Annotated in this window: 18 protein-coding genes, 2 tRNA genes and 1 CRISPR repeat array; of the genes, 14 read left to right on the forward strand and 6 right to left on the reverse strand. The window is 39.5% G+C overall.

The genetic code is table 11. The features are described from left to right. Positions 1-443: 443 nt before the first annotated feature. The gene (locus UYI_RS0103790; protein ID WP_016865343.1) at positions 444-1,310 is read right to left on the reverse strand and encodes a helix-turn-helix transcriptional regulator; all 867 of its coding nucleotides are present in this window, start codon (positions 1,308-1,310) and stop codon (positions 444-446) included. A gap of 102 nt (positions 1,311-1,412) precedes the next feature. On the opposite strand from UYI_RS0103790, the gene cas3 reads away from it, so the two are divergent. The 13 genes from cas3 to rpsU all read left to right on the forward strand — a co-directional run bounded on the left by cas3 (position 1,413) and on the right by rpsU (position 20,340). Further along, the gene (gene cas3, locus UYI_RS0103795) at positions 1,413-3,521 is read left to right on the forward strand and encodes a type I-D CRISPR-associated helicase Cas3' (protein WP_016865344.1); all 2,109 of its coding nucleotides are present in this window, start codon (positions 1,413-1,415) and stop codon (positions 3,519-3,521) included. Further along, positions 3,499-3,744, forward strand: coding sequence for a hypothetical protein (locus tag UYI_RS31885; RefSeq protein WP_016865345.1), 246 nt, complete (start codon positions 3,499-3,501; stop codon positions 3,742-3,744). The genes cas3 and UYI_RS31885 overlap by 23 nt, the downstream gene beginning before the upstream one ends. Next, positions 3,731-4,003, forward strand: a complete 273-nt coding sequence (locus UYI_RS0103805; protein ID WP_016865346.1) for a DUF433 domain-containing protein — start codon at positions 3,731-3,733, stop codon at positions 4,001-4,003. Before UYI_RS31885 ends, UYI_RS0103805 begins: the two co-directional genes overlap by 14 nt. Before the next feature lie 29 nt (positions 4,004-4,032). Beyond that, on the forward strand, positions 4,033-4,371 hold the full coding sequence (locus tag UYI_RS0103810; protein ID WP_016865347.1) for a DUF5615 family PIN-like protein: 339 nt from the start codon (positions 4,033-4,035) through the stop codon (positions 4,369-4,371). Further along, on the forward strand, positions 4,368-7,712 hold the full coding sequence (gene cas10d, locus UYI_RS0103815) for a type I-D CRISPR-associated protein Cas10d/Csc3 (protein ID WP_016865348.1): 3,345 nt from the start codon (positions 4,368-4,370) through the stop codon (positions 7,710-7,712). The genes UYI_RS0103810 and cas10d overlap by 4 nt, the downstream gene beginning before the upstream one ends. Before the next feature lie 71 nt (positions 7,713-7,783). After that, complete coding sequence (gene cas7d / locus UYI_RS0103820) at positions 7,784-8,797, forward strand: type I-D CRISPR-associated protein Cas7/Csc2 (RefSeq protein ID WP_016865349.1); 1,014 nt, start codon at positions 7,784-7,786, stop codon at positions 8,795-8,797. Positions 8,798-8,802: 5 nt separating this feature from the next. Next, the gene (gene cas5d, locus UYI_RS0103825; protein ID WP_016865350.1) at positions 8,803-9,507 is read left to right on the forward strand and encodes a type I-D CRISPR-associated protein Cas5/Csc1; all 705 of its coding nucleotides are present in this window, start codon (positions 8,803-8,805) and stop codon (positions 9,505-9,507) included. A gap of 187 nt (positions 9,508-9,694) precedes the next feature. Beyond that, positions 9,695-10,552, forward strand: a complete 858-nt coding sequence (gene cas6 / locus UYI_RS0103835) for a CRISPR-associated endoribonuclease Cas6 (RefSeq protein WP_016865352.1) — start codon at positions 9,695-9,697, stop codon at positions 10,550-10,552. A gap of 218 nt (positions 10,553-10,770) precedes the next feature. Continuing rightward, positions 10,771-11,364 (forward strand): CRISPR-associated protein Cas4, encoded by a 594-nt coding sequence (cas4, locus tag UYI_RS0103840; protein WP_016865353.1) that lies wholly within the window; start codon positions 10,771-10,773, stop codon positions 11,362-11,364. Between the two features lie 188 nt (positions 11,365-11,552). Continuing rightward, entirely contained in the window at positions 11,553-12,557 is a 1,005-nt protein-coding gene (cas1d, locus tag UYI_RS0103845; protein WP_016865354.1) for a type I-D CRISPR-associated endonuclease Cas1d, read from the forward strand. Positions 12,558-12,695: 138 nt separating this feature from the next. Continuing rightward, entirely contained in the window at positions 12,696-12,968 is a 273-nt protein-coding gene (gene cas2, locus UYI_RS0103850; protein ID WP_016865355.1) for a CRISPR-associated endonuclease Cas2, read from the forward strand. 254 nt (positions 12,969-13,222) lie between these two features. Further along, positions 13,223-19,228: direct repeats of the CRISPR family, unit length 37 nt; unit sequence GTTGCAACTTACACAAATCCCTATTAGGGATTGAAAC. 380 nt (positions 19,229-19,608) lie between these two features. Beyond that, entirely contained in the window at positions 19,609-19,920 is a 312-nt protein-coding gene (locus UYI_RS0103855) for an RNA recognition motif domain-containing protein (RefSeq protein ID WP_016865356.1), read from the forward strand. Between the two features lie 222 nt (positions 19,921-20,142). Beyond that, positions 20,143-20,340, forward strand: coding sequence for a 30S ribosomal protein S21 (rpsU, locus tag UYI_RS0103860; protein ID WP_009453736.1), 198 nt, complete (start codon positions 20,143-20,145; stop codon positions 20,338-20,340). 181 nt (positions 20,341-20,521) lie between these two features. On the opposite strand, the gene UYI_RS0103865 is transcribed toward rpsU, so the two are convergent. From UYI_RS0103865 to UYI_RS0103875, 4 genes are all read right to left on the reverse strand, one after another. After that, positions 20,522-21,955 (reverse strand): vWA domain-containing protein, encoded by a 1,434-nt coding sequence (locus UYI_RS0103865; protein WP_016865357.1) that lies wholly within the window; start codon positions 21,953-21,955, stop codon positions 20,522-20,524. Between the two features lie 271 nt (positions 21,956-22,226). Continuing rightward, positions 22,227-22,295 (reverse strand) — tRNA-Asn (locus UYI_RS0103870). Between the two features lie 472 nt (positions 22,296-22,767). After that, positions 22,768-22,838, reverse strand: a tRNA-Gly gene (locus UYI_RS36455). 211 nt (positions 22,839-23,049) lie between these two features. Then, positions 23,050-23,250, reverse strand: coding sequence for a hypothetical protein (locus tag UYI_RS0103875; RefSeq protein ID WP_016865358.1), 201 nt, complete (start codon positions 23,248-23,250; stop codon positions 23,050-23,052). Positions 23,251-23,915: 665 nt separating this feature from the next. Here UYI_RS0103875 and UYI_RS0103880 point away from each other — a divergent pair. Then, on the forward strand, positions 23,916-24,392 hold the full coding sequence (locus tag UYI_RS0103880) for a response regulator (RefSeq protein WP_026085722.1): 477 nt from the start codon (positions 23,916-23,918) through the stop codon (positions 24,390-24,392). A 35-nt stretch (positions 24,393-24,427) separates the two neighbouring features. Here UYI_RS0103880 and UYI_RS0103885 read toward each other — a convergent pair whose 3' ends face one another. Then, a complete protein-coding gene (locus tag UYI_RS0103885; protein ID WP_016865360.1) occupies positions 24,428-24,832 on the reverse strand; it encodes a DUF2294 domain-containing protein in 405 nt (134 codons plus the stop codon). Positions 24,833-25,495 lie beyond the last annotated feature (663 nt).

Here is a 25,495-nt window from a genome sequence, read left to right on the forward strand (position 1 = left end):
TCATTCTACTCATTCTGAGAGAATTTCTATTCAATAGTTAACCTAAATTACACATCCGCAGCATTTGTTAACTATTGTAGCATTTGTTTGTCAAATTATTGACACCTTAATCTTTCAGTATATTTGGTAATAATACAAATACCAAATCCAACTGTTCAGAATTTATTATTCTCTTTTTGTCCAGAAAGTGTATAACGAACCGCAAAGAACACAAAGAAGAGAAGAATTGCATAGGTAGTTTTGAACTGAGCAGAGAATCATAGATTTGAGTTAATGAAAACAATTTTAGAGTAGTTATTTTCAGTATTATTACTGAGGTTTCAGCGAAAAATGCTTGATAAACAAGGGCAAGATTAAAGGGGAATAAAAACCCTACACCCTGAAATCAGTGAACAGTTAACAGTTAACAGTTTTTAACTGATAACTGTTCTACGCTTGTATTCTTAGGAATTAAGGTTCAAATCATAACGCTGACAAAGGGTTTGGAGTTTTTCACGGACGAGCGATCGCACGTTTTCTGGTGATACAATTACGCAATCTGGCGCATACTGCATGACTTCTCGCATAAACCAAAAGGTGTTGGATACACGCCTAATTACTCGCCGCACCCGTGGAGTATCTGGTAGCCATTCATTCAATATATCTTCTGGTTTGGTTTGGTAAGCAAAGGCTAAACCGTTAAATAAGTGCGTTTCTACCTCTATTTCTGCCAATCGAGAACGCCATTCACCAGCAATTGCGATGACAGCAGCGTCTTGGATTCTATCTAAACGCAAACTCCAGTTATTGCGTAACTCTTCTACATCCAGATTTCCTTGGATTTCCTCACACCAGCAATCAAGATATTGGCGCTTTTCGTGGAGTGTAACTTTGGCGTAACGGACAGTGAAGTTCCATACTCGCTGTGCTGCGTCTTGATAGGAAAGTTGAAAGGGTTGTTGACGCAGGATAAAGCGGTCAATCTCTAAACGCCAGGGTGGAGGTAAATTTTCTAAAAAACGCTCTATTTCAGTTCGCAGTGGTATTGATAGTTCGCTGCGTTCTAGAAGTAGTTTAGCAATTTCTTGCGCTTGTTCATTTTGACCGATGTCGGTTAATGCACGCATCGCTCTGTCTAGCGCTCTAATGCGTGTTTCTGACCAATCGTGATTTTTACCGATGGTTAACTGATGACGAGCGATCGCTTCTACTAGTTTAGAGATGTTTGGGCGATCGCCCCACATCATCCCGAATTCCCGCGCCAGGTTTCCTAATTCGGCTTTATCGCGATCGCCAAGTGACAGTGTTATCGACTGACCTTTACGACTCATTTTTATACGGACACTTTTATATGGACATATCTTGTCAATCTCTATTTTGCGTGCCAATATAGTATAGGATTTAACAACAACTTACGGACACTATTTAAGGATATGTCCAATTACAGCATTTTGCTTAAGCCTGTATATTCCCAGACTGTGTCAACGCCTGAAGGTTTGAAATTACCTGGGAATTGGTCGCTTTCTTGGCATCAAGTCGAAACTTTTAAAGCACTACAAGATCCAAATATTGAAGTCATCTTCAACACGGCGATGACTGGTGATGGCAAGAGTTTGGCGGCTTTTCTGTCAGCGATGAATAATCGTACGTACACTTTGGCAATGTACCCAACAAATGAACTGGTGCGCGATCAAGAAAAACAGGTACAAGGGTATAAGGCGCAGTTTCAGCCAAAATATGACCCGCAGATACATCGCCTTACAGCAGCGATTTTGGAAGACTATGTGGATACAGGGAAGTTACCTTCTAAGCTGGAAGGACTTGATAATATTTCGACTTTGTATGAAATACTCTTAACTAACCCAGACCTATTTCACTACATTCATAATTTCTACTATCTGCGAGGTAAGATAGATAACCCAGATAGGTTATTTCGCCGGATTGATGAGAGATACAAACTGTTTATTTACGATGAGTTTCACATCTTTTCCTCTCCACAGATTGCGAGTGTAATTAATACTATCTTGCTAATTAAAAATACAGCAAACGACCCAAAGAAATTTCTATTTCTGTCTGCTACACCGAATAAATTATTACAAGGCTTTCTAGAAAAAGCTGGAATAACACCAAAAATTATTAACCCGGTAGATGTTGGTGCATATAAATTTGATGGTGATACTGAAAATCAAGGTTGGCGACAGATTAGTCAGCCAATAAATTTAACTTTTCCCCAAAGCTTGGAACCGAATTTGCGTTCGAGTTACGAATGGCTAGAAGAAAATGCTGAAAAAGTTATTTTGAAATTTTTCCAAGACTATCCCAACAGTAAAGGTGCAATTATTCTCAATTCGATCGCAGCAGTGAAAAAACTATTGCCTAAATTTAAGGCTATTTTTGAACCGCGATGGCAGGTGAGAGAAAATACAGGACTAACAGGGGAAACTGAAAAAAGAAATTCAGTTGCAGAAGCTGATTTACTCCTTGGAACCTCAACAATTGACGTTGGAGTTGATTTTAAGATTAATTTTTTAGTTTTTGAAGCTGCGGATGCAGGTAATTTTATTCAGCGTTTTGGTAGACTTGGCAGACATGAAGGTTTTGAAACCTATCAAGCTTATGCATTAATTCCGAATTTTTTAGTTGCGAGGTTATTTGAAGAGCAATCGCACCCATTACAGGAGAATGAAACTTATGATCGGATAACTTTTACGAACGCTATTCGTAATTCGTGGATAGACAGAAACGAATTTGAAAGATATCCAAAGCGATGGGGTGGGATACAGTCAGCTTACATTTACTCTAAGCTGCAAGGCAATCCGCACATGAAAGAAAAATATCCCGATGTGGCGAAAAAGTTTGGTACAGATATTCAAAAAGCATTAGAAATTAGTATCAAACAAATGAACGGACAGGTTTATCGCTGTCAGAGTGAAGAGAAAACAGAAATTATTGATGAGGCGAGGAGTTTTAGAGGAAGTAGTCAATTAGATTGTGCAATTTACGATTTAACTAATCCTGATGATCCAGAAGTGGATAGGTTTAAAATGTATAACCTTCCTGGTATTCTCAGCAACTTTATTTTTGAGTTGTGGGATAAGGAAAGCTTTATGGAAAAAGCGAAGAAAACAGGAGTAACAACCAAAAGATTTGAAAAGGCTTTGTGTTATTTGAAGTTAAAAGATTTTCGAGAAGTGCGGGAAGATTGGCATTTTTACTATCCAGGAAATATCCGTGAATTGGCGAAAACCAGTAAGGTGCAAGTTCTTAAAGATTTGGAGATTTGCCAACCCCACGGTTACGGTATCCAACAAATAAGTGATGCAGTCAGTCGGCGTAAATTAGTGTGCTTTATTTCGGATCGCGATCGCAACTATTTACGCGCTACCCTCAGACTACCAATGCACTTTCAACTTTACCCCGTCACCAATGAACCAGAAAATCGAGGTTCCTGGTATTCCATAGCCTTTGGACAGGATGCGTTGTTGTTAGAAACCCTAACCTGGCATTGGAAACCCAAGGATGATGAAGGATGGATATGTTAAAAAGATTGTGGAGAAAGGGCTTTGCCCGAAATCAGAAGGCTACAGTGTTTCAATCCCTAATGTCTATAACGGTGAAGAATTTGATAAACCAAGTCCTCTAGCAGCAAAGGTTAACGGTAGTGAAGCTAATGGGTGGGAATACATCGAAGTAAAGAAAAACGACCAATGGATTCGTTTAGAAGAATTACGACAAATTTGGAGAAGCACAAATGACAAGAAATGATTTACTCTCTCGCATTTCCATTGATCCAAATATCTGTTTTGGTAAACCTTGCATTCGCGGACATCGGATTTGGGTTTCTCTGATTCTTGATTATCTTGCAAGCGGTACAACAATTGAGGAAGTTCTTGAAGCATACCCAAGCATCGAACGCGAAGATGTGCTTGCTTGTATCGCTTATGGTTCAGAAATGGCGCGAGGTGCTTTTGTAGAACTTCCTCTAGACAAAAAAAAGAAGCGAGTGCATGAAGTTAAAGTCTAGATGAAAATATCGACATACGTGTTGTAACTTTGTTGCGGTTAGCAGGACACGATGTTACAACAGTACCAGGACAAGGTTTAAGTTCAGCACCGGATGAGGAATTGATTGAAGTTTGTCGCAGTGAGGGTAGATGTTTAGTTACGTGCGACAGAGGATTTGGTAATCGTTTGAGATACAATCCATCAGACTATTCAGGAATTGTAATTATTCGCCTACCCCCACGTTACACGTTTGCAGACTGGCGTGAAACGATTGAGACATTAATTGCTGGATTAGAAGCAGCAGATGTCACAGGAAAATTGTGGATTATCCAGCAAGGAAAAGTTCAAGAATATCAACCACTTGCATTAGAGGAAAAAGATCCATGACAGATTTTGAAGATAATTTTCATGATTTACCGGAAGAAGTTCCAGATTTTGATTGCACAGATGATGATGAATCGCCGATAAAAAAAGAACTGCTAACAATACGCTTGTTCAAAGAAGCAGTGAAAAAATCGAGAGATAATCAAAGGGATGCAATTTTAGAAAAGTTTGCAGAATATGTCTTACCTAATCTCATTCAACAGTTAGCAGGTGCAACTGCTAAGGGTGGTAAGTTTTTTGATGTCACTATTCCCAAAATTAACGCTGAACGCGCTAAAGCAGGTAAACCTCCTGTTGATAGCAGCAGAAATGCAGGCGATCAATCGATAGTTGCACATTTACTCAATGGCTTGTTTCCCACCTATCGAATTTTAAGGAAACTGCAAACAGCAAAAGAAACAAATCCAGTCAAGCGAAATTGTGAAGATTTACAAGCTTGTATTTTCATCACTGCTTATCTACTACATGATTATGAAAAATTCCCTGATTATAAAGCATGGTTGATTGAGAATAACATAGCCGAAAGGGATTGGGAATTAGACGCACCTAAAAAAGAAGATGCACCAAATTTAGGACGTGGATACATCACTAAGAAAATACTAGACTTTGGCTTGCATTATTTATTAGGTGATGATTGGCAAGATTTTATTGACGATATCATCGAAATTAGTAATAATTCTGGCGTTAAACATGACTCCGATTTAGGTCTTGCTACTCGTGGATTAAAAACCTTAGATGATGAAAGGATAGATAGTAGAATTCGACAGGTTTTAATCGACTTAGTTTCAGTATCTGATTTATTTGCTTCTGTCGTCAAACATCCTAGAGATGTAGAAACTGGTCGTTTACCGAATCTCATTAGCAGACTCAGTAACCATCAATTAAAACTCACATATCATTCCCTTTGCGAAAATCGTGGTGTTCTCACGAATATCCTCAATAATGCCATCATTGAAGCGCACCCCGAAGAATTTTATACCCCACTTCTATACTTACCTGATGGTGTTGTTTACTTGGCTAGTCAAGATGCAAAGGAAATTAGCACCGATCGCATTCCTGAAAGAGTAGTTGATAAGGTGAAATCTCTTTGTGCTGACAAATTAAGGGAAAGACAAACTGGATTTAATCGGGGTGGAAAAGGATTCAAATTTGCAGATTACTATTGGTTATTCTTTGATGCGATCGGATTAATGAGAGTCAGTATCGATGCAGCTTGTCGATTACTTCCTGATAGTAAAACCGCCTCTAGTGGGAAACGGGGTGAAAGTTTACAAAGCTATCAAACCCAGGGTGAGTTACCACTAAATCTCAACTTGCAATTTCCCAGTGACATTCGTATTGATAGATTAGCTGAATTTGGTGATATTTTGTGTCGGGGAATTTGGGATAGCTGGTGTGAAAGGGTAAAAGCAGCACAGAAAGATATACCAAAAGCGAAAAGAAAAATACACCCCGAATTGGATTTAACTCAAAAGTTGGCAGAATATTTGGAATTATCTGATGAAATACCAGCCGTTAAACAAATTCAATCCCTGAAGAAAACTGGTGGTGTTCCTTTAGATTGGTACTATCTTGCAGCACAATACTTCCGCAAGCATCCCGGTAAGGATTTTGCTCAAATCTTGGAAGTAATGCGAGGAATGGTAAATTATGCTGCAAGTTTAATTCAGCCAATTCTTCAAGAATTTCAAGATATTCCGGATGGTTGGGAGGATTTAAAAACCTACGTTAAGCGTGTAATATCATTACCAACAGGAGCAATTGTAGCACCAGAAACTGAACCATTTTTACTGGAATTAAAACGTTACAACGCCGCAAAAGTAACGGGAAGAGGAAGAGAAAACGTTTGTGCAATGTCGAGTTCTGCTTATACTGTCACTGAACAGATGGAGTCAGCAACTTTATTTGCACCACAAGTTTACAGCAACCGTCAGATTTTATTTAACGGGCAGGCTGCAAAACGACAAATCTGCTCAATTTGGTCGATTGAAATCATGTTGAGACAGATTTTAATGAATCAAACTAATGCTGTGGGTGCAGATTTTGAAAGCCGCAAATATCGCTATCTTTATCTTTATCCCACCTATTTCTTCACACCTGAAACCAATAAATTTTTGCAATTAGCCTACAATCAATTCGCGAGGACGCGATTTGATGCTGAGTTGCGAAAGCATTTCATCACTGATAAACAAATTGCCAAATTCAGCATTCAAAATTATCAGCAAGTCGACACGCTGCTGATTAAAGAGAATTTACAACCAGATGACGATCGCACTTTTAAAATCAGCTTTCCTGAAAAGGAAACTCTCACATTTTTCTTCTTAGGATTACCCCCAGGAAGAGAACCAACAGACACCGAATCTTGGGTAACACCTGCATGGCTAGCATTAACTTTACCACTTGTTCTCGATGTGAAAGTAGTCGCATCGGAATCTCCTGTACCACCATTTATTAGTGGTGCAGATTTTGAAGAAACTGTGTTATTAGATGGAGAGCATCAAGCAATTCGTTCTTTGATCAAAAAAGATACTTATCGTTTAGATAGTATTCTTCCGAGCAGTTCAGAAAAACGTGAATTTTCACCATTAAATGCACTAACTGCTGCTTACTGTATTCACCTAGAAGTTAATCGGAAAAAGGATGGTGATCCAGATTGGGGTAAATTGTCAGATTTAGCCAGAGATTTGGAAACAAGTCCCTTATATGTTTTTCATTATCTCACTAAATGGCTACGTAAACCCAAGAAAGATAAAGACGATAAACAGAAAACTCTGGATGCTGTACCAGTAGCAAAAATTCGTCTTTACATGGATTTGTATAAATACTTTGAACCAGGAGAAGAAACAATGAATCAACTGCGTCAATTAACAGAACTCTATCGCCGTTTTTATCGTGCGAAAAGTTCTTATGCTAAAGCCAATGCAATCCTTAAACCTATTGACGAAGCTGCGGATGTGATTTTAAAAATTGATAAAGCATTAGCTGCTGACACTGAATCATTAACAGATGTTGTGGCTGCACGTTTAGCTAAATTAATGAATAACGTCAGACGCAGGGCTGCTGAAGGAAAACCAACCCTTGCTTTCGTTGATGGAAAGTGGAAACCTGCACTTACTTCTGAAGAGGAACGTCAAGCAGTATATGACTTCGCCAATTATTTTGTCAAAGAGATTTTTGAGGTAAGTTTCAAATGCGATCGCGCACGTTTAGCAGGTACTCAACTCAACTTAATTCGAGATACCTGTGAATACCTCTATCGCCTCGCAGACGATGAAGAACGCAAGAATCTCCCGCAAGCAGAACCCGAAGATATTCCTGATTTGGATGTTGATGATGCAGCCTAAATATGTAGAGACGCGATATATTTAGTCTCTACAAAATCTATCTTTTTTGCAACTTAATCTTGGAGAAAAATATGAACTTTCTAAAAACCGTTGACGCTAAATTCTTCCACAACGAAATCCCTGCAAAACCAATGGGTAAATATGCACATTTCATCACAGTCCGTGTAACTGAATCTTATCCATTGTTTCAGACTGACGGAGAACTCAATAAAGCTAAAGTACGTGCAGGAATTCAATATCCAGAATCCATTAGCCGTTTGGCAATGTTTAAGCGCAAACAATCCACACCAGAACGTTTAACCGGACGAGAATTACTGCGTAACTATAAAATTGGTGACTGGGAAAAGTGCGATTACAACGTAGATTTCAGCAAAACAACTCCTGATTGTATTCTCTATGGTTTTGCAATTGGTGATGCCGGTTCGGAAAAATCAAAAGTAGTTGTAGACACTGCTTATTCAATCACTCCCTTTGAAGATTCCCATCTTAACTTCACCCTCAATGCACCATTTGAAAACGGGACTATGAGTAGAAACGGGGAAGTTACCAGCAGAATTAATAGCCAAGATCATATCTTACCCCAAGTTTTCTTCCCTAGTATTGTGACACTCAAAGACCCTACAGAAGCCGGATTTTTGTACGTTTTTAACAATATCCTTAGAACTCGTCACTATGGCGCACAAACAACCCGTACTGGTAGAGTTCGTAATGAATTAATTGGGATAATTTTTGCTGATGGCGAAATTACCAGTAACCTACGTTGGACTCAAAAAATTTATGATTTATTGAGCTATACAGGAAAAATAAATCCTCCCGATCCGCTGAATGAAGATGATGTTCGAGATGCTGCAATCAAAGCCATTGCTGAACTCATGACTCAAGAGTTTATTTCCCACACTGATTATATTGGCGATCGCTTTCTACCTCTTCTAAATGAAGTCAAAGCTATTACTAGTGATGAAAATAAACTCAAAGAATTATTGACTCAAGCAAATGCAGAATCATCTGCTTATGCACAGAAACACATCCTCAAGAGTTCTGAAAAAGGTAAGAAAGCTAAAAAAGCAAGTGCAGCAGCTGAGTAAAAATTATGGCAGTTATTTACTGTTGTCAAATTGAATTACATGATAGTTTATATCATGCCAGTCGCGAAATAGGAAGATTATACGAAACAGAACCAGTAATTCACAATTATGCCCTCTGTTACGCACTCGGATTAGTTGATAGTGAAATTTACTCCACCACAGTTTCTGAAGAACATTCCTACCGCTACTTTTGCCCTGAACAAGTCCCCAAATATGAGGAACATTTAACACCGCTAAATAAACAGGGAATCTATATTACCCCAGCGCGATCGCTCAATCATACTGCTATTCTCAACACTTGGAAGTATGCAAATAACAACTATCATGTTGAGATGGAAAAAACCCAGAAAAATATTCCTAGTTTTGGTAGGGCAAAAGAAATTGCACCTGAAAGTCAGTTTGAGTTTTTTGTAATTTCTCAAAAAGAACTCAAATTACCAAAATGGATTCGCTTGGGTAAATGGATGAGTAAAGCTGAAGTCACAGTTAAACAATTACCAAAACCTAAAATCGCTGAAGGTGTATTCACTTGCACTCATCCTTTAAATCCTTTGGATGTCATGTTCACTAATCAAGTGATTAGCTATGATGTGGTGAATATACCTCCAGTTAGTCTCATTCAAAATGTCCAAATGCGCGGACAATACTACTACTTTGAGGATATCAAAGAACAAATTCCCGTGCGGATGGCATACCGTTTTAAAAATTAATCACTTCCCAAAACCCGAAGTACGTTTTCTTTTCTTCGCTGATGCTTGCGCCAGCAACTCTGCACTAAAACCTCCTTGATGTTCCAGCATTAGTTTGCGGGTACGCTGGCGTTGGTATCTCTGCACTTCAGCAGCAAGGGGATTTTATCTTCTCCTTGAATGATTTTTCCTAATCTAAAAGCATCTCATGCCACATAGTCTTGTTCTCAATCTCATTCCTCAGTCCCCCATTTATCCTAATTATCTGACTGGTAGACATTACCACGCCCTGTTTTTGAATCTTGTGAGTTCGGTAGATAGAAGTTTGGGTGACTTACTCCATGATTCCACCGCCGACAAAGCTTTTACTCTTTCCCCTTTACAAGTAAAGTCAAGTTATACAGGTAATGGTAGTGGCAAGCGAGGATACGTAAACCAAAAAAATTACACCTTGCAATGGCAACAAGATAAACCCATTTCCCCAGGTACTCCCTGTTGGTGGCGTATCTCATTGTTAGATGACAATCTTTTTAGCCAACTCACCCCACTTTGGCTGAATATTAATCCCGAACATGCTTGGCATTTGGGTTCTGCGGATTTGTATATTACCAGTATTCTCGGTACTGCCCAATCCACTCAACCTTGGGCTAATGCTTGTACTTACAAGCAATTATATGAGCAAGCAAGTGAGAGCGATCGCACAATTTCCCTTACCTTCACTACACCCACCGCCTTCCGCCAAGGAAAGTATGATACTACTCTCCCGACTAGAGAATGCGTATTTAATTCTTTACTAGCGCGTTGGAATAAATATAGTGGTATTGAGTTTGAAAATCTTTTTCTTGATGCTATCTTTCCCAGTTTTGTCAACATTCATACAGAAATCTTAGCAGACTCTCGTAGTAAATTTATTGGCATTGTTGGGGAAGTTGATTATCGGATTTTGGGAGAAGCTGAACCTATTCAAATCAAGCAAATTAATACTTTAGCTGACTTTGCTTTATATGCTGGAGTTGGACGAAAAACAACGATGGGTATGGGTATGACACGTAGGATTAATAGTTAGTAGTTAGTAGTTAGTAGTTAGTAGTTAGTTGTTGGTTGTTGGTGGGTAGGGGCAAAGCATTTGTATGGTTATCTTTCAATCAAAGCGAAATATCTTCGTACAAATGCTTCGCCTGTACAGTAGTTAGTAGGGGTGGGTTTTTGCAAGGGTGAATTACTTTTGGTGAAAGCAATATCTCGTTAAACCCGCCCGTACAGTAATTAGTGGTTAGTAGTTATATGAATAATACAGAATATATACCGATTGCGGCATTAAATCAATATGCCTATTGTCCGCATCGCTGCTGGCGCATGTTTTGTGCAGATGAATTTATTGATAATCAATACACAATTGAGGGTACAAGTTTACATGAACGTGTACATACTTTGAGTGATGGCAATCGGGAAGACACTTGGCAAATTCGAGCAATTTATTTGAAATCCGAAAAATATCAACTCATTGGAAAATCAGACTTAATTGAATTAGAAAATGGTGAATGGTATCCCATAGAATATAAGCGAGGACGTAAAGGTGAATGGGATAACGATGAGTTGCAAGTATGCGCCCAAGCATTGTGTTTAGAAGAGATGACAGGAAAACCCGTCACCACAGGATATATTTATTATGCTCACTCCCATCAACGTCAATTAGTGGAGATTTCTGAGGAATTAAGACAAAGTGCGATCGCTACAATTAAATCAGTAAAAAATCTCCTGGAAGCTGGCATCATGCCAATAGCAACCTATAGCAAACGTTGCCAAGGATGCAGTTTTTACAACCAATGTTTACCGCAATTACCAGAAAAAGTCAGGCGGTATCAAGAAGAAATTTAAGTTAATTGTTGGTTGTTGCTTGTTAGTGGTTGTAGAGACGTGCCATGGCACGTCTGTACATTAGTTAGTGGTTAGTGGTTATTTGTTAACTATCCCCCTTGTCTTCCTTGTCCCCCTGTTGCTCCTTGTCCTTCTTGTCTCCCCACACTCCTCATTCCCAATTCCTTCACATAATTTAAAAATCAATCATGGGTACAGTATACATCACACAAGAAGATGCTTTTATCGGTAAAGTTGATGAAAGACTCAACGTTAAATATGAGAAAAAAACAATTTTAGATGTGCCATTGATCAAAATTGATGGTTTGGTAGTTATGGGGAGAGCAAGTATTTCTCCTGCTACTATTGCCGAATTAGTTAATCAAAAAATTCCTCTAACTTTCTTGACAAATAACGGTAAATATATTGCGCGGCTAGAACCAGAAATGAGTAAGAATATTTTCTTACGTTCTGCCCAGTGGAAAGCTAGGGGAGAATCACCACAAGCGATTCATGCTAGTAAAGGTTTTGTGAGAGGAAAGTTAAAAAACTATCGTTATTCTCTCCTAAAGTCACAACGCAGTTATCCTGATTTAGATTTGAACGGAGGACTAAATCAATTAGCAACTGCGATCGCAAATCTTGATCAAGCCACATCTATTGATTCTATCCGAGGTTTAGAAGGTGCAGGTAGTGCTGCGTATTTTAGTTGTTTTAATCAACTGATCCGCGTTGATAACTTTCAATTCCACACTCGCAATCGTCGTCCCCCAACTGATCCAGTCAACTCTTTGTTGAGTTTGGGTTATGCATTATTACGTCATGATGTGCAGGGTGCAATTAATATTGTTGGCTTCGATCCCTATTTAGGATATTTACATACAGAGCGTTATGGCAGACCATCATTAGCACTAGATTTAATGGAAGAATTTCGTCCTGTAATTGTCGATGCAGTAGTTTTAACAACAATCAATCGTCGGATTCTCGTACCTACAGACTTTATTACCGAACCAGTCAGTAACGCTGTTTCTCTGACCAAAGAAGGCTTACATAAATTTTTGCGTCTCTATCAAGAAAAGAAGCAAACAAAATTTAAACATCCCGTCATGCAAAAGCAATACACCTATCAGGAATCCTTTGAATTGCAAGCAAGATTACTTGCAAAATACCTCATGGGCGAAATTGAAAAATATCCGCCATTGATAATGAAGTAATTTATCTAGTTAGTGGTTAGTAGTTAGTAGTTAGTGGTTTACTACTCCCCACACCTCTCACACTCCTCAGACTCCCCATCTCCCCACTGCCCCTAATCCCCAGAGGGGACCCCGAGTTCCCCACCTCCCCACCTCCCCATGTTTATTGTCGTCAGTTACGATATCCCCGAAGATAAACGTCGTACCAAAATCCACAATATTCTCAAGTCTTACGGACAGTGGATGCAGTATTCTGTGTTTGAGTGCAACTTAACTGAAACCCAGTATGCTAAACTGAGGGCGCGTTTGGCAAAACTCATTAAACCTGATGAAGACAGCATCCGCTTCTATTTTCTTTGTGCTTGCTGTCAGGGTAAAATTGAGCGCATTGGTGGTGAAATGCCAATGGATACTACGGTGTTTTTTGCTTGATGATGGTGCAAATCAGTAGGTGTAGAAAAAAAGCAGTCAATTTTTGGGGCTGAAATACTGATCCTGTCTAAGTTAGAGGCTGAATAGATGCTAAATGGGATCTGCACCTTTTCTGTAATTATTGCCCTGACTACATTTGAGCCATTTTATACTCATTTGCTCTTGACAGTGCGATCGCTCAAACGCTATATTTACTCCAGGTCTGCACCACTGAACCTTGAAAATCAAATACAGCAAGGCTTCCAAATTGAGCAGTTGCAACTTACACAAATCCCTATTAGGGATTGAAACGATTTCTATGTGGGAAAAAACTATTAATGCGGATTCCGTTGCAACTTACACAAATCCCTATTAGGGATTGAAACTAAAAGGATTAGGATACCTTTGTGGTGGTTGTAAGAGTTGCAACTTACACAAATCCCTATTAGGGATTGAAACAATCGTCTTTAGCCGCTGCGATCGCCCTTACTGTTGCAACTTACACAAATCCCTATTAGGGATTGAAACGCTGCACAAAAACATAAAGATAAAGAAAGAATTAGTTGCAACTTACACAAATCCCTATTAGGGATTGAAACATACGGGCCTGGCTTTATGCCTCCAGCAAAACTTGAGTTGCAACTTACACAAATCCCTATTAGGGATTGAAACAAGTCTTTTTTTAAATAATATGCTTATTGATGCTCGTTGCAACTTACACAAATCCCTATTAGGGATTGAAACTTTCATAAAAGCAATAACTCTTCAATTGATTGCAGTTGCAACTTACACAAATCCCTATTAGGGATTGAAACCGGCGATCGCCTAAATAAGAATCTAGAATTTTAAGCGTTGCAACTTACACAAATCCCTATTAGGGATTGAAACTCTTTGGAAGCTTCTAGAATAATTTTTCTTTGAGTTGCAACTTACACAAATCCCTATTAGGGATTGAAACCCTAGTACAGACATCCAAGGCATGAAAGTACGAATGTTGCAACTTACACAAATCCCTATTAGGGATTGAAACTCTCTCTTATTTTTAGAGAGAAACCCTTTGGCGTTGCAACTTACACAAATCCCTATTAGGGATTGAAACGGTAAGTCTTAATATCTGGAAAAATAGGGACATTAGGGTTGCAACTTACACAAATCCCTATTAGGGATTGAAACGGCAAATCGTGCTTAATTTAAGAGAAATTTTTTACCGTTGCAACTTACACAAATCCCTATTAGGGATTGAAACTGGATACTTGCCAGATACGGGTGACATGGATATTGAAGTTGCAACTTACACAAATCCCTATTAGGGATTGAAACAAAAAATAGCTGAGCAAGAATTGAAATTGCAGAATTGTTGCAACTTACACAAATCCCTATTAGGGATTGAAACGATGAATCTGTTGCCACTGTCCTCCATCGGGTACTCCGTTGCAACTTACACAAATCCCTATTAGGGATTGAAACTTCGCCTAGAGTCGTTCAAAGTGCTGCTGAGGGTTTGGTTGCAACTTACACAAATCCCTATTAGGGATTGAAACTAATATTGCAGAGGTGCTTTTAAGCATATTATTTTGTTGCAACTTACACAAATCCCTATTAGGGATTGAAACTCTGTGGTGATTGGTAGGATTCCACAGGGCTCTTTGTTGCAACTTACACAAATCCCTATTAGGGATTGAAACCCACAAATACACTTATAACAACTTATTACCCTCTTAGGTTGCAACTTACACAAATCCCTATTAGGGATTGAAACAAAAATGTTGTAATCTTCAAACATTTTGCGCTTCAAGTTGCAACTTACACAAATCCCTATTAGGGATTGAAACGTAAATTTACCTGATAAAAATGGAGATACATCTGTTGCAACTTACACAAATCCCTATTAGGGATTGAAACCAAATCCAAGACCAAGAATGTATAGGGAGCTTTGGGTTGCAACTTACACAAATCCCTATTAGGGATTGAAACTACCTATGGAGCAAAGCAGGTCTTTTTCTTGCTGCCGTTGCAACTTACACAAATCCCTATTAGGGATTGAAACTATTTCCATCAGAAAGTTTTAGAATTTCAAAGCTATAAAAGTTGCAACTTACACAAATCCCTATTAGGGATTGAAACAACAGACGGCTAATCCAAAATTAATGGGGTGGTGTTGCAACTTACACAAATCCCTATTAGGGATTGAAACCGGCTACCAGATGGTGAGCTGCTGACCGTAGCCAGTGGTCAGGTTGCAACTTACACAAATCCCTATTAGGGATTGAAACCTGCATTTGGCGATTATTTCACGCCTGGGAATTTGGGTTGCAACTTACACAAATCCCTATTAGGGATTGAAACTTACGCAACTCAAAAAAAGAGTGCGGCCATAGATAGTTGCAACTTACACAAATCCCTATTAGGGATTGAAACGATACCCCCCTGGATAAACCCTAGGGACTTAGCTGGTTGCAACTTACACAAATCCCTATTAGGGATTGAAACCGATGATACACCTCTGGTCTACGTGGTCAAAGGGCGTTGCAACTTACACAAATCCCTATTAGGGATTGAAACTTAAGGTATCTAGCAGTTCCCTGACTGAGAGTAGAGAGTTGCAACTTACACAAATCCCTATTAGGGATTGAAACGACCAAGAGAACCCCAAGGCGGTAATTGTATCCTTGAGTTGCAACTTACACAAATCCCTATTAGGGATTGAAACTGGTGCAGATTTGCGGGATGCAAACCTCTATGGCGCGTTGCAACTTACACAAATCCCTATTAGGGATTGAAACGGATGCGGGAGGAATCCAAGTGGATGCCCTGATCAAGTTGCAACTTACACAAATCCCTATTAGGGATTGAAACATTGTAACGCCAAACGATGGCGGCAATGGCGGAAGTTGCAACTTACACAAATCCCTATTAGGGATTGAAACCAAGGGAGTCCTCTAAGGATCCCTAGGTATTTATGTTGCAACTTACACAAATCCCTATTAGGGATTGAAACAAAATTTTGCATAATAAATTCTGGGTGATTTTAAAGTTGCAACTTACACAAATCCCTATTAGGGATTGAAACAAAAACAGTTAGAAGCATGCTAACTTGGGCGCATTAGTTGCAACTTACACAAATCCCTATTAGGGATTGAAACCGGGGAGGAAACGGAGGAAATGCCTTTATCTTTCCGTTGCAACTTACACAAATCCCTATTAGGGATTGAAACGAGACTCCGAAGTCCACGTGCCGGATATACGGCTGGAGTTGCAACTTACACAAATCCCTATTAGGGATTGAAACGCCCGGAACAACAGCAAACTTGTAAGGATCCTCTCAAGTTGCAACTTACACAAATCCCTATTAGGGATTGAAACACCACCAGGAGTAAATGAGGTCACTTTATATCCTGTTGCAACTTACACAAATCCCTATTAGGGATTGAAACACCGTTCCTAGGGAACCCCGCCTGAGCCTGGGCCAGTTGCAACTTACACAAATCCCTATTAGGGATTGAAACCACAACTTTAGCGGATTATAAAGAAACAAAAGAAACGTTGCAACTTACACAAATCCCTATTAGGGATTGAAACAAATGGCACCCAAGGAAAAGAATTTATAAATTGCGTTGCAACTTACACAAATCCCTATTAGGGATTGAAACCGGCCTGGGATGGCCAACTGGATGCCCCAAGTCGTGTTGCAACTTACACAAATCCCTATTAGGGATTGAAACAAATAATTCTTTCTCAAATCCTTCCTTCTTGCCCGCATGTTGCAACTTACACAAATCCCTATTAGGGATTGAAACAATTAATTCGGATTTTTTCGGATAAGAATTTTTTGGGTTGCAACTTACACAAATCCCTATTAGGGATTGAAACAAAAAAGCTATCAGCAAATGCTCTTTGGGAATATGGTTGCAACTTACACAAATCCCTATTAGGGATTGAAACTCTAGGGTTGCTGTGGGAGTTGCTGTCACGGAGTTGCAACTTACACAAATCCCTATTAGGGATTGAAACTGGCAAGACTTACAGCTTTTTTTAGTCTAAAAACGTTGCAACTTACACAAATCCCTATTAGGGATTGAAACCCGGGGGCAGCTAGCGGCACTGGTGACATCTCATATGTTGCAACTTACACAAATCCCTATTAGGGATTGAAACTTGATCAACAAAATCTCTTTAGAGCGCAATCAGCGTTGCAACTTACACAAATCCCTATTAGGGATTGAAACGGGACAAGAGCATCAGGATTATCCTTGTATAAAAGGTTGCAACTTACACAAATCCCTATTAGGGATTGAAACACTCCTTGGGATATGCTAGGTATTTATACTCAGACGTTGCAACTTACACAAATCCCTATTAGGGATTGAAACAGGGCGTCCTTAGGCACTCCCCAGGGCTCCCTAGGGTTGCAACTTACACAAATCCCTATTAGGGATTGAAACAGGACTTGGAGCGGTCATAAGCCTTCCATGAATAGTTGCAACTTACACAAATCCCTATTAGGGATTGAAACGATCTCTATGTGGGAAAAAACTATTAATGCGGATTCCCGTTGCAACTTACACAAATCCCTATTAGGGATTGAAACCACTGCTTCAGCATCGCCGCGATAGTACACGGTGGGTTGCAACTTACACAAATCCCTATTAGGGATTGAAACCGGAATGGTACGCCCTTTGGCGTAAAAATCACCAGTTGCAACTTACACAAATCCCTATTAGGGATTGAAACGCTTCTCAAACTGAGCGCGATCGTACTCAAGTAAGTTGCAACTTACACAAATCCCTATTAGGGATTGAAACTCCCTCGGGAGGCTGGCACTTACCGACAACAAAGTTGGGTTGCAACTTACACAAATCCCTATTAGGGATTGAAACAGAGCGGGCCAGCTGGATAAGCTACAGGTTGACACGTTGCAACTTACACAAATCCCTATTAGGGATTGAAACATTGAATTGTTGTCTTTGCGAAGCGTGCATTCTTTGCAAAGTTGCAACTTACACAAATCCCTATTAGGGATTGAAACGTTTTTAATTTAATTAATTATGGAATATAAATCTAAAAGAAGTTGCAACTTACACAAATCCCTATTAGGGATTGAAACTTCCCTCTTGTTTCTTGGGTAAGGCAACCAATAGGTTGCAACTTACACAAATCCCTATTAGGGATTGAAACTGCAAAGTAAGCTTTGGCTTGATTTAAATCCTCAAAAGTTGCAACTTACACAAATCCCTATTAGGGATTGAAACACCCAGGACAGGATCTCGCTAGGGGTGACAGAGCGGTTGCAACTTACACAAATCCCTATTAGGGATTGAAACTTTATGATGATTGGACACCATCACTAGATTCTTTGCTGGTGTTGCAACTTACACAAATCCCTATTAGGGATTGAAACTGAATGCAACCATGCAGGTGGCCGCCATCCCCAATGTTGCAACTTACACAAATCCCTATTAGGGATTGAAACCGCACGACTTAAATTGGCGCCAATTAGATAGGCATCAATCAAGTTGCAACTTACACAAATCCCTATTAGGGATTGAAACTCTTACTTTAATGGCTTTCATTGCCACCCATCCCTGGGAATGTTGCAACTTACACAAATCCCTATTAGGGATTGAAACGACGGATTCTATTACTTAGCTTCTGACTCTGGTTGCGTTGCAACTTACACAAATCCCTATTAGGGATTGAAACGCCCTCTACTGCAACCTTGCATTGCTTGAGGTAGAGTTGCAACTTACACAAATCCCTATTAGGGATTGAAACGCCACAGTTGTGGGTAATATCTTTTCAATTCCGCGTTGCAACTTACACAAATCCCTATTAGGGATTGAAACATCAGATTATATCTGAATACACAGATAGATTTAGAGGTTGCAACTTACACAAATCCCTATTAGGGATTGAAACAATCCTGGTGAAGAAGAATCTGGCAATGCCGGCGGGTTGCAACTTACACAAATCCCTATTAGGGATTGAAACGAGAAGCAAGGCTTCCGCTCTTTGCGGAGCCTTGTCGGTTGCAACTTACACAAATCCCTATTAGGGATTGAAACTTCCGCCTACAGCTACAGCAGTTATTACAGCACTTAAGTTGCAACTTACACAAATCCCTATTAGGGATTGAAACCAACAGTACGCTAACAAGTACGGCTTAAATCCTGGTTGTTGCAACTAACATTAATCCCTATTAGGGATTGAAACGCGAGACATCGCAAGGCTTCAAACCACAGGCTTGGTTGCAACTAACATTAATCCCTATTAGGGATTGAAACATTTAATCCTTTAATAGTCATCCAAATATAGTACTTATATACTATGTGCTAAAACCAACTTGATTTTAAATCCCCATTCTTTCAACTGTTGAAGAATCTCTACTGTGTTCACTGCCTGTCTGCGTGGTGTAACAATCCTTATTACTTAACTATACTTAACTTATGGCTTTCTTCCTGATTATACTTTGCCGATAGTCACAAAAGGCGATAAGAGGTTTCATAGAATTTTGATATTAATAAATTTGCTTGAATCTTAGGAATTTGTGATAAACTAAGAAAAGAAGTTTAAATTCGGTTGTGCGGTTTGTTTTTATTTGTACTTAGTATTACAGACTTCTCCGGATCTAAAACTCTACGCCATTTGATTCTGGAGATGTTTTATGTCGATTTACGTTGGTAATCTGTCCTATGAGGTTGAGCAAGATGACCTCAAGCAGGTATTTTCCGAGTATGGAACTGTGAAGAGCGTTCAACTACCTGTAGACCGGGAAACTGGTCGTGTGCGAGGATTCGCTTTTGTAGAAATGGGTTCAGAGGCAGAAGAAGCTGCGGCAATTGAAGCCCTAGATACTGCTGAATGGATGGGTCGTAGCCTGAAAGTTAACAAAGCAAGACCTAAATCAGAGGGAGGTTCCTTTGGTGGTGGTAGACGTGGTGGCAACAATGGTGGAGGCTACTCCCGACGTTACTAAGGTTTAAAACCCAAGTTTAACTTTTAAGTCTCTTGGGCAGGCTAGGAGTCTGCCCTTTTTTGTTCTCAGCTGACTGGATGAGTAAAGCGAAAGTGCATTTTAATTGGATATTTTTGGTTTTGAGGGAAATAGGGAAGCATGGTTAAATCCCCTCTACCCAAAAATGCAAATTGAATGTTTATGAGCTTATCACTACCCAGTACTAATATCTAAGGAGATAAAATGACCCAAATAGTAGTGGGCGAAAATGAAGCACTAGAGTCGGCTTTACGCCGATTTAAACGCCAAGTTTCCAAGGCAGGGATTATGCCTGACTTAAAGAAACATCGTCACTTTGAAACTCCTCTTGAGAAAAACAAGCGGAAAGCAAAAGCGGTTGCTAATTCTAGACGGTATAAGAAACGTTTCCGCTCTTCTTAATTTTTGTACATTTAGCATGAATATACCTAAATGACATCTAGCGGCTGTGCCGCTAGACGTAATTTATTATGATGTCCGATTAATAGCTTACGATATAAAGCTTGGGCATTGAGGAGCCAGTGCGCTGGCTCACCAATTACCGACAAGGACGGATAATATAACTGTTTAAGCGGACATGATATTACTTGTCATCCCGCACAGGTAGCGGAGTTTCTAAAATCTCCATCAGCAATTCTAACCGGGATGGACGAGACAGCAATGGCACTAAGTTCGGCAGAGAGTAGTAGTCACCCGCAAAAGTAAAGGTATCCACAGGTATTTGCTTCTCCTTCAAGTTGCGTTCGATGTAATCACACCATCCACCAACTCTGACGATAATCACATTAGGCATAACTCCTAAATCGCGCTGATAAGCTTGGTAAGCGGCGACAAAGTAGGGTTGGGTGTTTTCGCCTTCGTCGGTGACAATAATGATTTGTTCTACCACCTGCTTTTTCAAGCGCATGGTTTCTAGACCTGCACCCACACTGGTTCCACCATTAGGGAAAATATGCTGGAATGCCTTTTCCCAGTCTGATAGTTGTTTCCCTTGAGCCTTGACTGGGTAAGCAATGGTGTCAAAAGCATAGACAAATAAATCTGCTTCGGTAATACCAGAAATTAAAGCAGCTATTTGCTTACCAACTTCTAGTGCTACATCCATACTTCCAGACTTATCAACCAACAAAGCTGTCGGCTTGGCAATTTTACCGCGCTTTTTGACTTGTTCGTTGGCAACATTTTCCAGTCGGACCGCAGTTTCTGTATCCAGCTGGGTGACATCAGCTGCAACCGTGGCTTTGAACGCAGATATCCTATCACTCTTAGCCGCTTGTTCTAACTTCCCATCAATCAACGCCTTGACTTCTGGATGATCCATCGCACCGCGCTGCTTCAGAGATTTGAGGTTGTTTATTACCTCCTGTGGTGACATAGAGTTTATCAACGCCACCAACACCGTTGGGGTAAGTTGCTTAACTGCACCAATCGCAATGGTGTAAGGGATGTTATGCTCAACAATCAAAGCAGCTTGTGCAGCTGGTGTTTCTGCCTTTGCTACCTGCTTAAGCATATATGCCAAGCTATCTTCTGGGGGTGCATCTTTGAATAACACTGCATCTGCACGCATACTTGGTTTAATATGCAAAGTTGCATACAGATGTTTCATCGCCTTACGTCCCCGTAAAGCAGCGCGGTCAAAAAATTGAGGGTTTATTTCTCGCGCGCGCAAATAGCGCTGTACAGCAGTACGTGCAGATCGGGGAACTTTACCGCGTTGCTGCTTCATAAAATCCACAATTCGCGCTACTTGATAAGGCGGAAATTCTTGTAGCAAGACAAAACCAGCGTCACGGTGTGCAGTTACATTGCTTGTTAGCAGATGTCCCAAAAACACTTCCTTGTGGTCGCGGACATCACCATTATGCTGATACCATACAGCCAGGTGTCCATAGAAAATCGGATCAAGTTCTATCATTAACTTGTGAAATTCTGCTACCTTCTCCAACTCGCGGTGAGGCGTAGTCAGCAAGCTGTTGAGAAGTTCTAAACGCAAATCGCGTTCTGCTGTATTCATAAGTACTACCTCCATTAAGAATTTTGGTTCTTAGATTTTGTTGCTTTTAGCCTCAGGCGGCTTCCCGGAGGTTAGATCACGAAAACATAAATACACACTCATAATCTATATGTGTCAATCCGTGTGTATCGCCTTGCACGATGTTCGATTTCTAACAAATATCTTCGCCAGCCTAAACTTTAATTGCAACCAAAATCTAAAACTGTGGAGTGTAGTTGTCACACGCTACGAGGTGAATAAAATCACCGCGCAAGTTGAGAAAGCTGTTGGTTTATACACAGGAATCGAACCTGTTACCCATCGGTTAATAGCCGACTGCTCTACCAATTGAGCTAGTATGTAAGCTTTTTCTGTTAGGGCGCGGTGACAACTACTGTTGTAACTGCAAGAAGACTAGATGTCAAATGCTACATTTAGACTTAGTATAAAATTGCCGCACAAGTTGAGGAAGCATAAGCCTGAAGACGGCTTCAGACGTAAGACTCTGTTTTTTAAGTTGTTTATATTAGGAGTGTGTAAGCTTCCTCGATGAGGGTACGGCAAAAATTATTCAAGAACATCATTAATATTTGATCACCCATGCAAGTTTAAAAAGCTTTTTCCAACTTACGATCGCTCTTACCCGTTTGATTCTCGAGCAGTGGGCGTGCATTCCGCATCTGGCGTGAGATTAACAACGCTGTCACTAGATCGGTTGCCCGATTTTCGCTACCTTAGGATCGTTATCACGTGTGTAGGCTTTTCAGGTTAGGACACGGGTTGAATTGTGAAATTTATAGGTCACTTCGCGCAAGTTGAAAAAGCCGTTTGTTCATACGTAGGATTTGAACCTACATTATCCTGAGTGGAAATCAAGTGCCTGTACCTATTCGGCTAGTATGTAAGCTTTTCCTGTGAGGGCGCGAAGTGGAATATTTAATCATTGGGAATAATCGTATCCCGCATAAGTTGGTAAAGCCATGAACATTTTGCCTATACCAATTCGGCTACACCCCCATTAAGTGGAGGTGGTAGGGTTTGAACCTACAAACTTCTTGCGAAGTTGAATGTATGTAAGCTTCACCTGTGAGGATGCGGGACAAAAACTTAATCCTTTATCCGTAAACTGCTTCTGGTCTTACGATTAAATCCCCACTTGGTCTACGGTCAATTATGTAAGATTCAAAGCGGTTTAGTTGCACATCAAAATGTTGTGCTAGTCGCTGTTTAATAATATTGTCATTCATGTTAGCTGTTAAGCCTAGTTGTGACTCGCTAACATCATAAGAACGACCTTCAAAGCGAATATGAACCATACTACAACCTCCTTTATATAGATTTTTGGGAGGTAAGACTTGTTGTGTTTGTTTAACTTGTTTGTTGCTCCTATACTACTAATGTACTACAAGAGATGTCAAGGGGTAAAAGAAAGTTTTTTCAATTTTCACAATTTAATGTTTTGCACTTAACCCAAAAAGTAAGTAGAGACGCAATTTTTCTCGAGTCTCCATAATCTGTTTTTAAATGTTACACTAGTCTAATTATTGTTCTGAGCGATCGCTACAGATGTCAGCTTCTAAAGTATTTATACTTATATAATTAGGATTTTTATATCAAAAAAAGTAGTACACATATCTTGACAATTATTGATTTGTAAATCCTACATATGTTAAAGAGCATCAAAATTTGCTTGACATATGGTATCAATGCCAATTTCGCTTTTAAATTCAAGAACTTATATTAAAATTTTCTTAGATATATTAAGTACTTATAATTTATTTGCTAAATATTTTCTTTATTTTGTTTATAATCAGAAGGTGTAGCTACATTCTTTCAGCTTGATACACTTTTTCCTCTATATAATTTTGTTGTTAGAGCAAAAAGTACCGACTTGATAAAGTTAATAAACGAGCCAGTCTTGAATGAGCGTTATCCTACCGCTCTTGGAATGCCTCGTCTGTTCGTTCGGGAGGAACGGCGAATGCACATGAGATTGCCTGGAGAAGGAATGGAACTGGCGCAGTTGTTTATGGCTGATGAAAATAAACAAATATTCCAACCGCCGTTGATCTTGGTGGTGGAAGACAACGATGACAACCTAGTACTGATGAGCTATGCTCTTGAATCATTTGGTTGTAGGCTAATTTGTCAAACAGACAGTTCTACAACAGTGCTGGTAGCCAAAGAATATCAGCCAGATTTGATACTACTAGATATTTTGTTACCAGCAATCAATGGTATTGATGTAGTACGCTCCTTAAAACAAGAACCGCTAACACACAATATTAATGTTGTTGCGGTTACTGCTTTAGCTAGTTTAGAAGATAGAGAGCGTATTCTTGAAGCTGGCTTTGACGATTACATCAGCAAGCCTTACATGATTGAAGATTTAGAAGATATCGTTTCTCGCCATCTTGGTAGTAAATTAAAACATAATTCGGCTGTTGACTTGTGTTAAGACCACAGTATGTGAAAACAAGAAGAGTTGATTATTCATGAGGCTTTTTTCCTCATTTTGGTATTAGAAGCAGAATCACGAAGATCAGGTGTTTCGGATAAGATAGCAATAATCCCTGAACGACCAGTTTCTAAAGTAGCATCACTTAGTATCTCTACTACAGACACATGTAAGATATCCTCAACTAATTCTTTCAATTGAGGTTGAATAGCTTCATCTAAATCAGAACGCACTTGTTCAGCTAATTCGTGTCTACCTGTTTGAGCCAACAACTGTTCTGGTGGTGTAATCGAATTTTCAATTACAATCACTAGATTTGTATCTGATAGGCGACATGTTACTTTGCTAGGCTGATGTCCGAGTTGTTCGCGATATAAAGCCTGTATACGTTGTGCTAAAGTGCGTTCTACTTGACCGCGAGTTGGAGTTGAATCTGCCATATATTTTTTATAACTTAAGATATAGACCACTAGTAATAAGTCAACAAGTACAGCAAAAAATCAACTGTGAAGAGTCACTAGTCCTTTGTTATTTGTTAGTCGTTAAAAACACAACAAATAATAAGCAACTATTAAAGAAAGAAAAAATAGACTCTAAGTTATAAAATAATACCTCGCTTTTTGAGTTATCACTAGCAGTGTAACCTAAAAAAATCATTGACGTATATTGGTGTTAGAGATGATTTAGCGAGCTTGCTGTTTCAGGCTGCTGTATTGAATAATAGTGGTACAAATTTTTCAGATCACCATCCCAATGAAGTATCTTCACTCTAGATCAAGTTATAAGTAAACTATCTGAAAGATATACACCTATGTATTACCTATAAAAATTTTTTATTATTTATTTGCCTAAATATAATAGGTAGAAGCAGTCTTAATAAAAATATTTCACTACTTCCCCTCCTTTCATATCTTGCGCCTGTCCAATTGTTAACCTTACTGGTTCGCATTAATTATGATGGACTGCGAGGATCCCCAATTTTTTGAAAAGTTGCGGATCTAGCCGTCGCAACTCCTCAAAACTAATGAAACAGATCACTACTCTAGAAAATAGGGCAGTCCCGATGAAAAAAATTCATCGGCAATCATAAAAAACCTCACCCT

It is taken from the genome of Fischerella muscicola PCC 7414 (assembly GCF_000317205.1).
Classification (GTDB): domain Bacteria; phylum Cyanobacteriota; class Cyanobacteriia; order Cyanobacteriales; family Nostocaceae; genus Fischerella; species Fischerella muscicola.

What these genes read in the sequence shown, in the direction of transcription:
- cas5d (WP_016865350.1), top strand. Translation starts at nt 8,803, where the DNA reads ATGGCAGTTATTTACTGTTGTCAAATTGAATTACATGATAGTTTATAT.
- UYI_RS31885 (WP_016865345.1), top strand. Translation starts at nt 3,499, where the DNA reads ATGATGAAGGATGGATATGTTAAAAAGATTGTGGAGAAAGGGCTTTGC.
- cas6 (WP_016865352.1), top strand. Translation starts at nt 9,695, where the DNA reads ATGCCACATAGTCTTGTTCTCAATCTCATTCCTCAGTCCCCCATTTAT.
- UYI_RS0103805 (WP_016865346.1), top strand. Translation starts at nt 3,731, where the DNA reads ATGACAAGAAATGATTTACTCTCTCGCATTTCCATTGATCCAAATATC.
- cas4 (WP_016865353.1), top strand. Translation starts at nt 10,771, where the DNA reads ATGAATAATACAGAATATATACCGATTGCGGCATTAAATCAATATGCC.
- UYI_RS0103865 (WP_016865357.1), bottom strand. Translation starts at nt 21,955, where the DNA reads ATGAATACAGCAGAACGCGATTTGCGTTTAGAACTTCTCAACAGCTTG.
- rpsU (WP_009453736.1), top strand. Translation starts at nt 20,143, where the DNA reads ATGACCCAAATAGTAGTGGGCGAAAATGAAGCACTAGAGTCGGCTTTA.
- cas3 (WP_016865344.1), top strand. Translation starts at nt 1,413, where the DNA reads ATGTCCAATTACAGCATTTTGCTTAAGCCTGTATATTCCCAGACTGTG.
- UYI_RS0103875 (WP_016865358.1), bottom strand. Translation starts at nt 23,250, where the DNA reads ATGGTTCATATTCGCTTTGAAGGTCGTTCTTATGATGTTAGCGAGTCA.
- cas7d (WP_016865349.1), top strand. Translation starts at nt 7,784, where the DNA reads ATGAACTTTCTAAAAACCGTTGACGCTAAATTCTTCCACAACGAAATC.
- UYI_RS0103855 (WP_016865356.1), top strand. Translation starts at nt 19,609, where the DNA reads ATGTCGATTTACGTTGGTAATCTGTCCTATGAGGTTGAGCAAGATGAC.
- cas2 (WP_016865355.1), top strand. Translation starts at nt 12,696, where the DNA reads ATGTTTATTGTCGTCAGTTACGATATCCCCGAAGATAAACGTCGTACC.
- UYI_RS0103790 (WP_016865343.1), bottom strand. Translation starts at nt 1,310, where the DNA reads ATGAGTCGTAAAGGTCAGTCGATAACACTGTCACTTGGCGATCGCGAT.
- cas1d (WP_016865354.1), top strand. Translation starts at nt 11,553, where the DNA reads ATGGGTACAGTATACATCACACAAGAAGATGCTTTTATCGGTAAAGTT.
- UYI_RS0103880 (WP_026085722.1), top strand. Translation starts at nt 23,916, where the DNA reads ATGCACATGAGATTGCCTGGAGAAGGAATGGAACTGGCGCAGTTGTTT.
- cas10d (WP_016865348.1), top strand. Translation starts at nt 4,368, where the DNA reads ATGACAGATTTTGAAGATAATTTTCATGATTTACCGGAAGAAGTTCCA.
- UYI_RS0103885 (WP_016865360.1), bottom strand. Translation starts at nt 24,832, where the DNA reads ATGGCAGATTCAACTCCAACTCGCGGTCAAGTAGAACGCACTTTAGCA.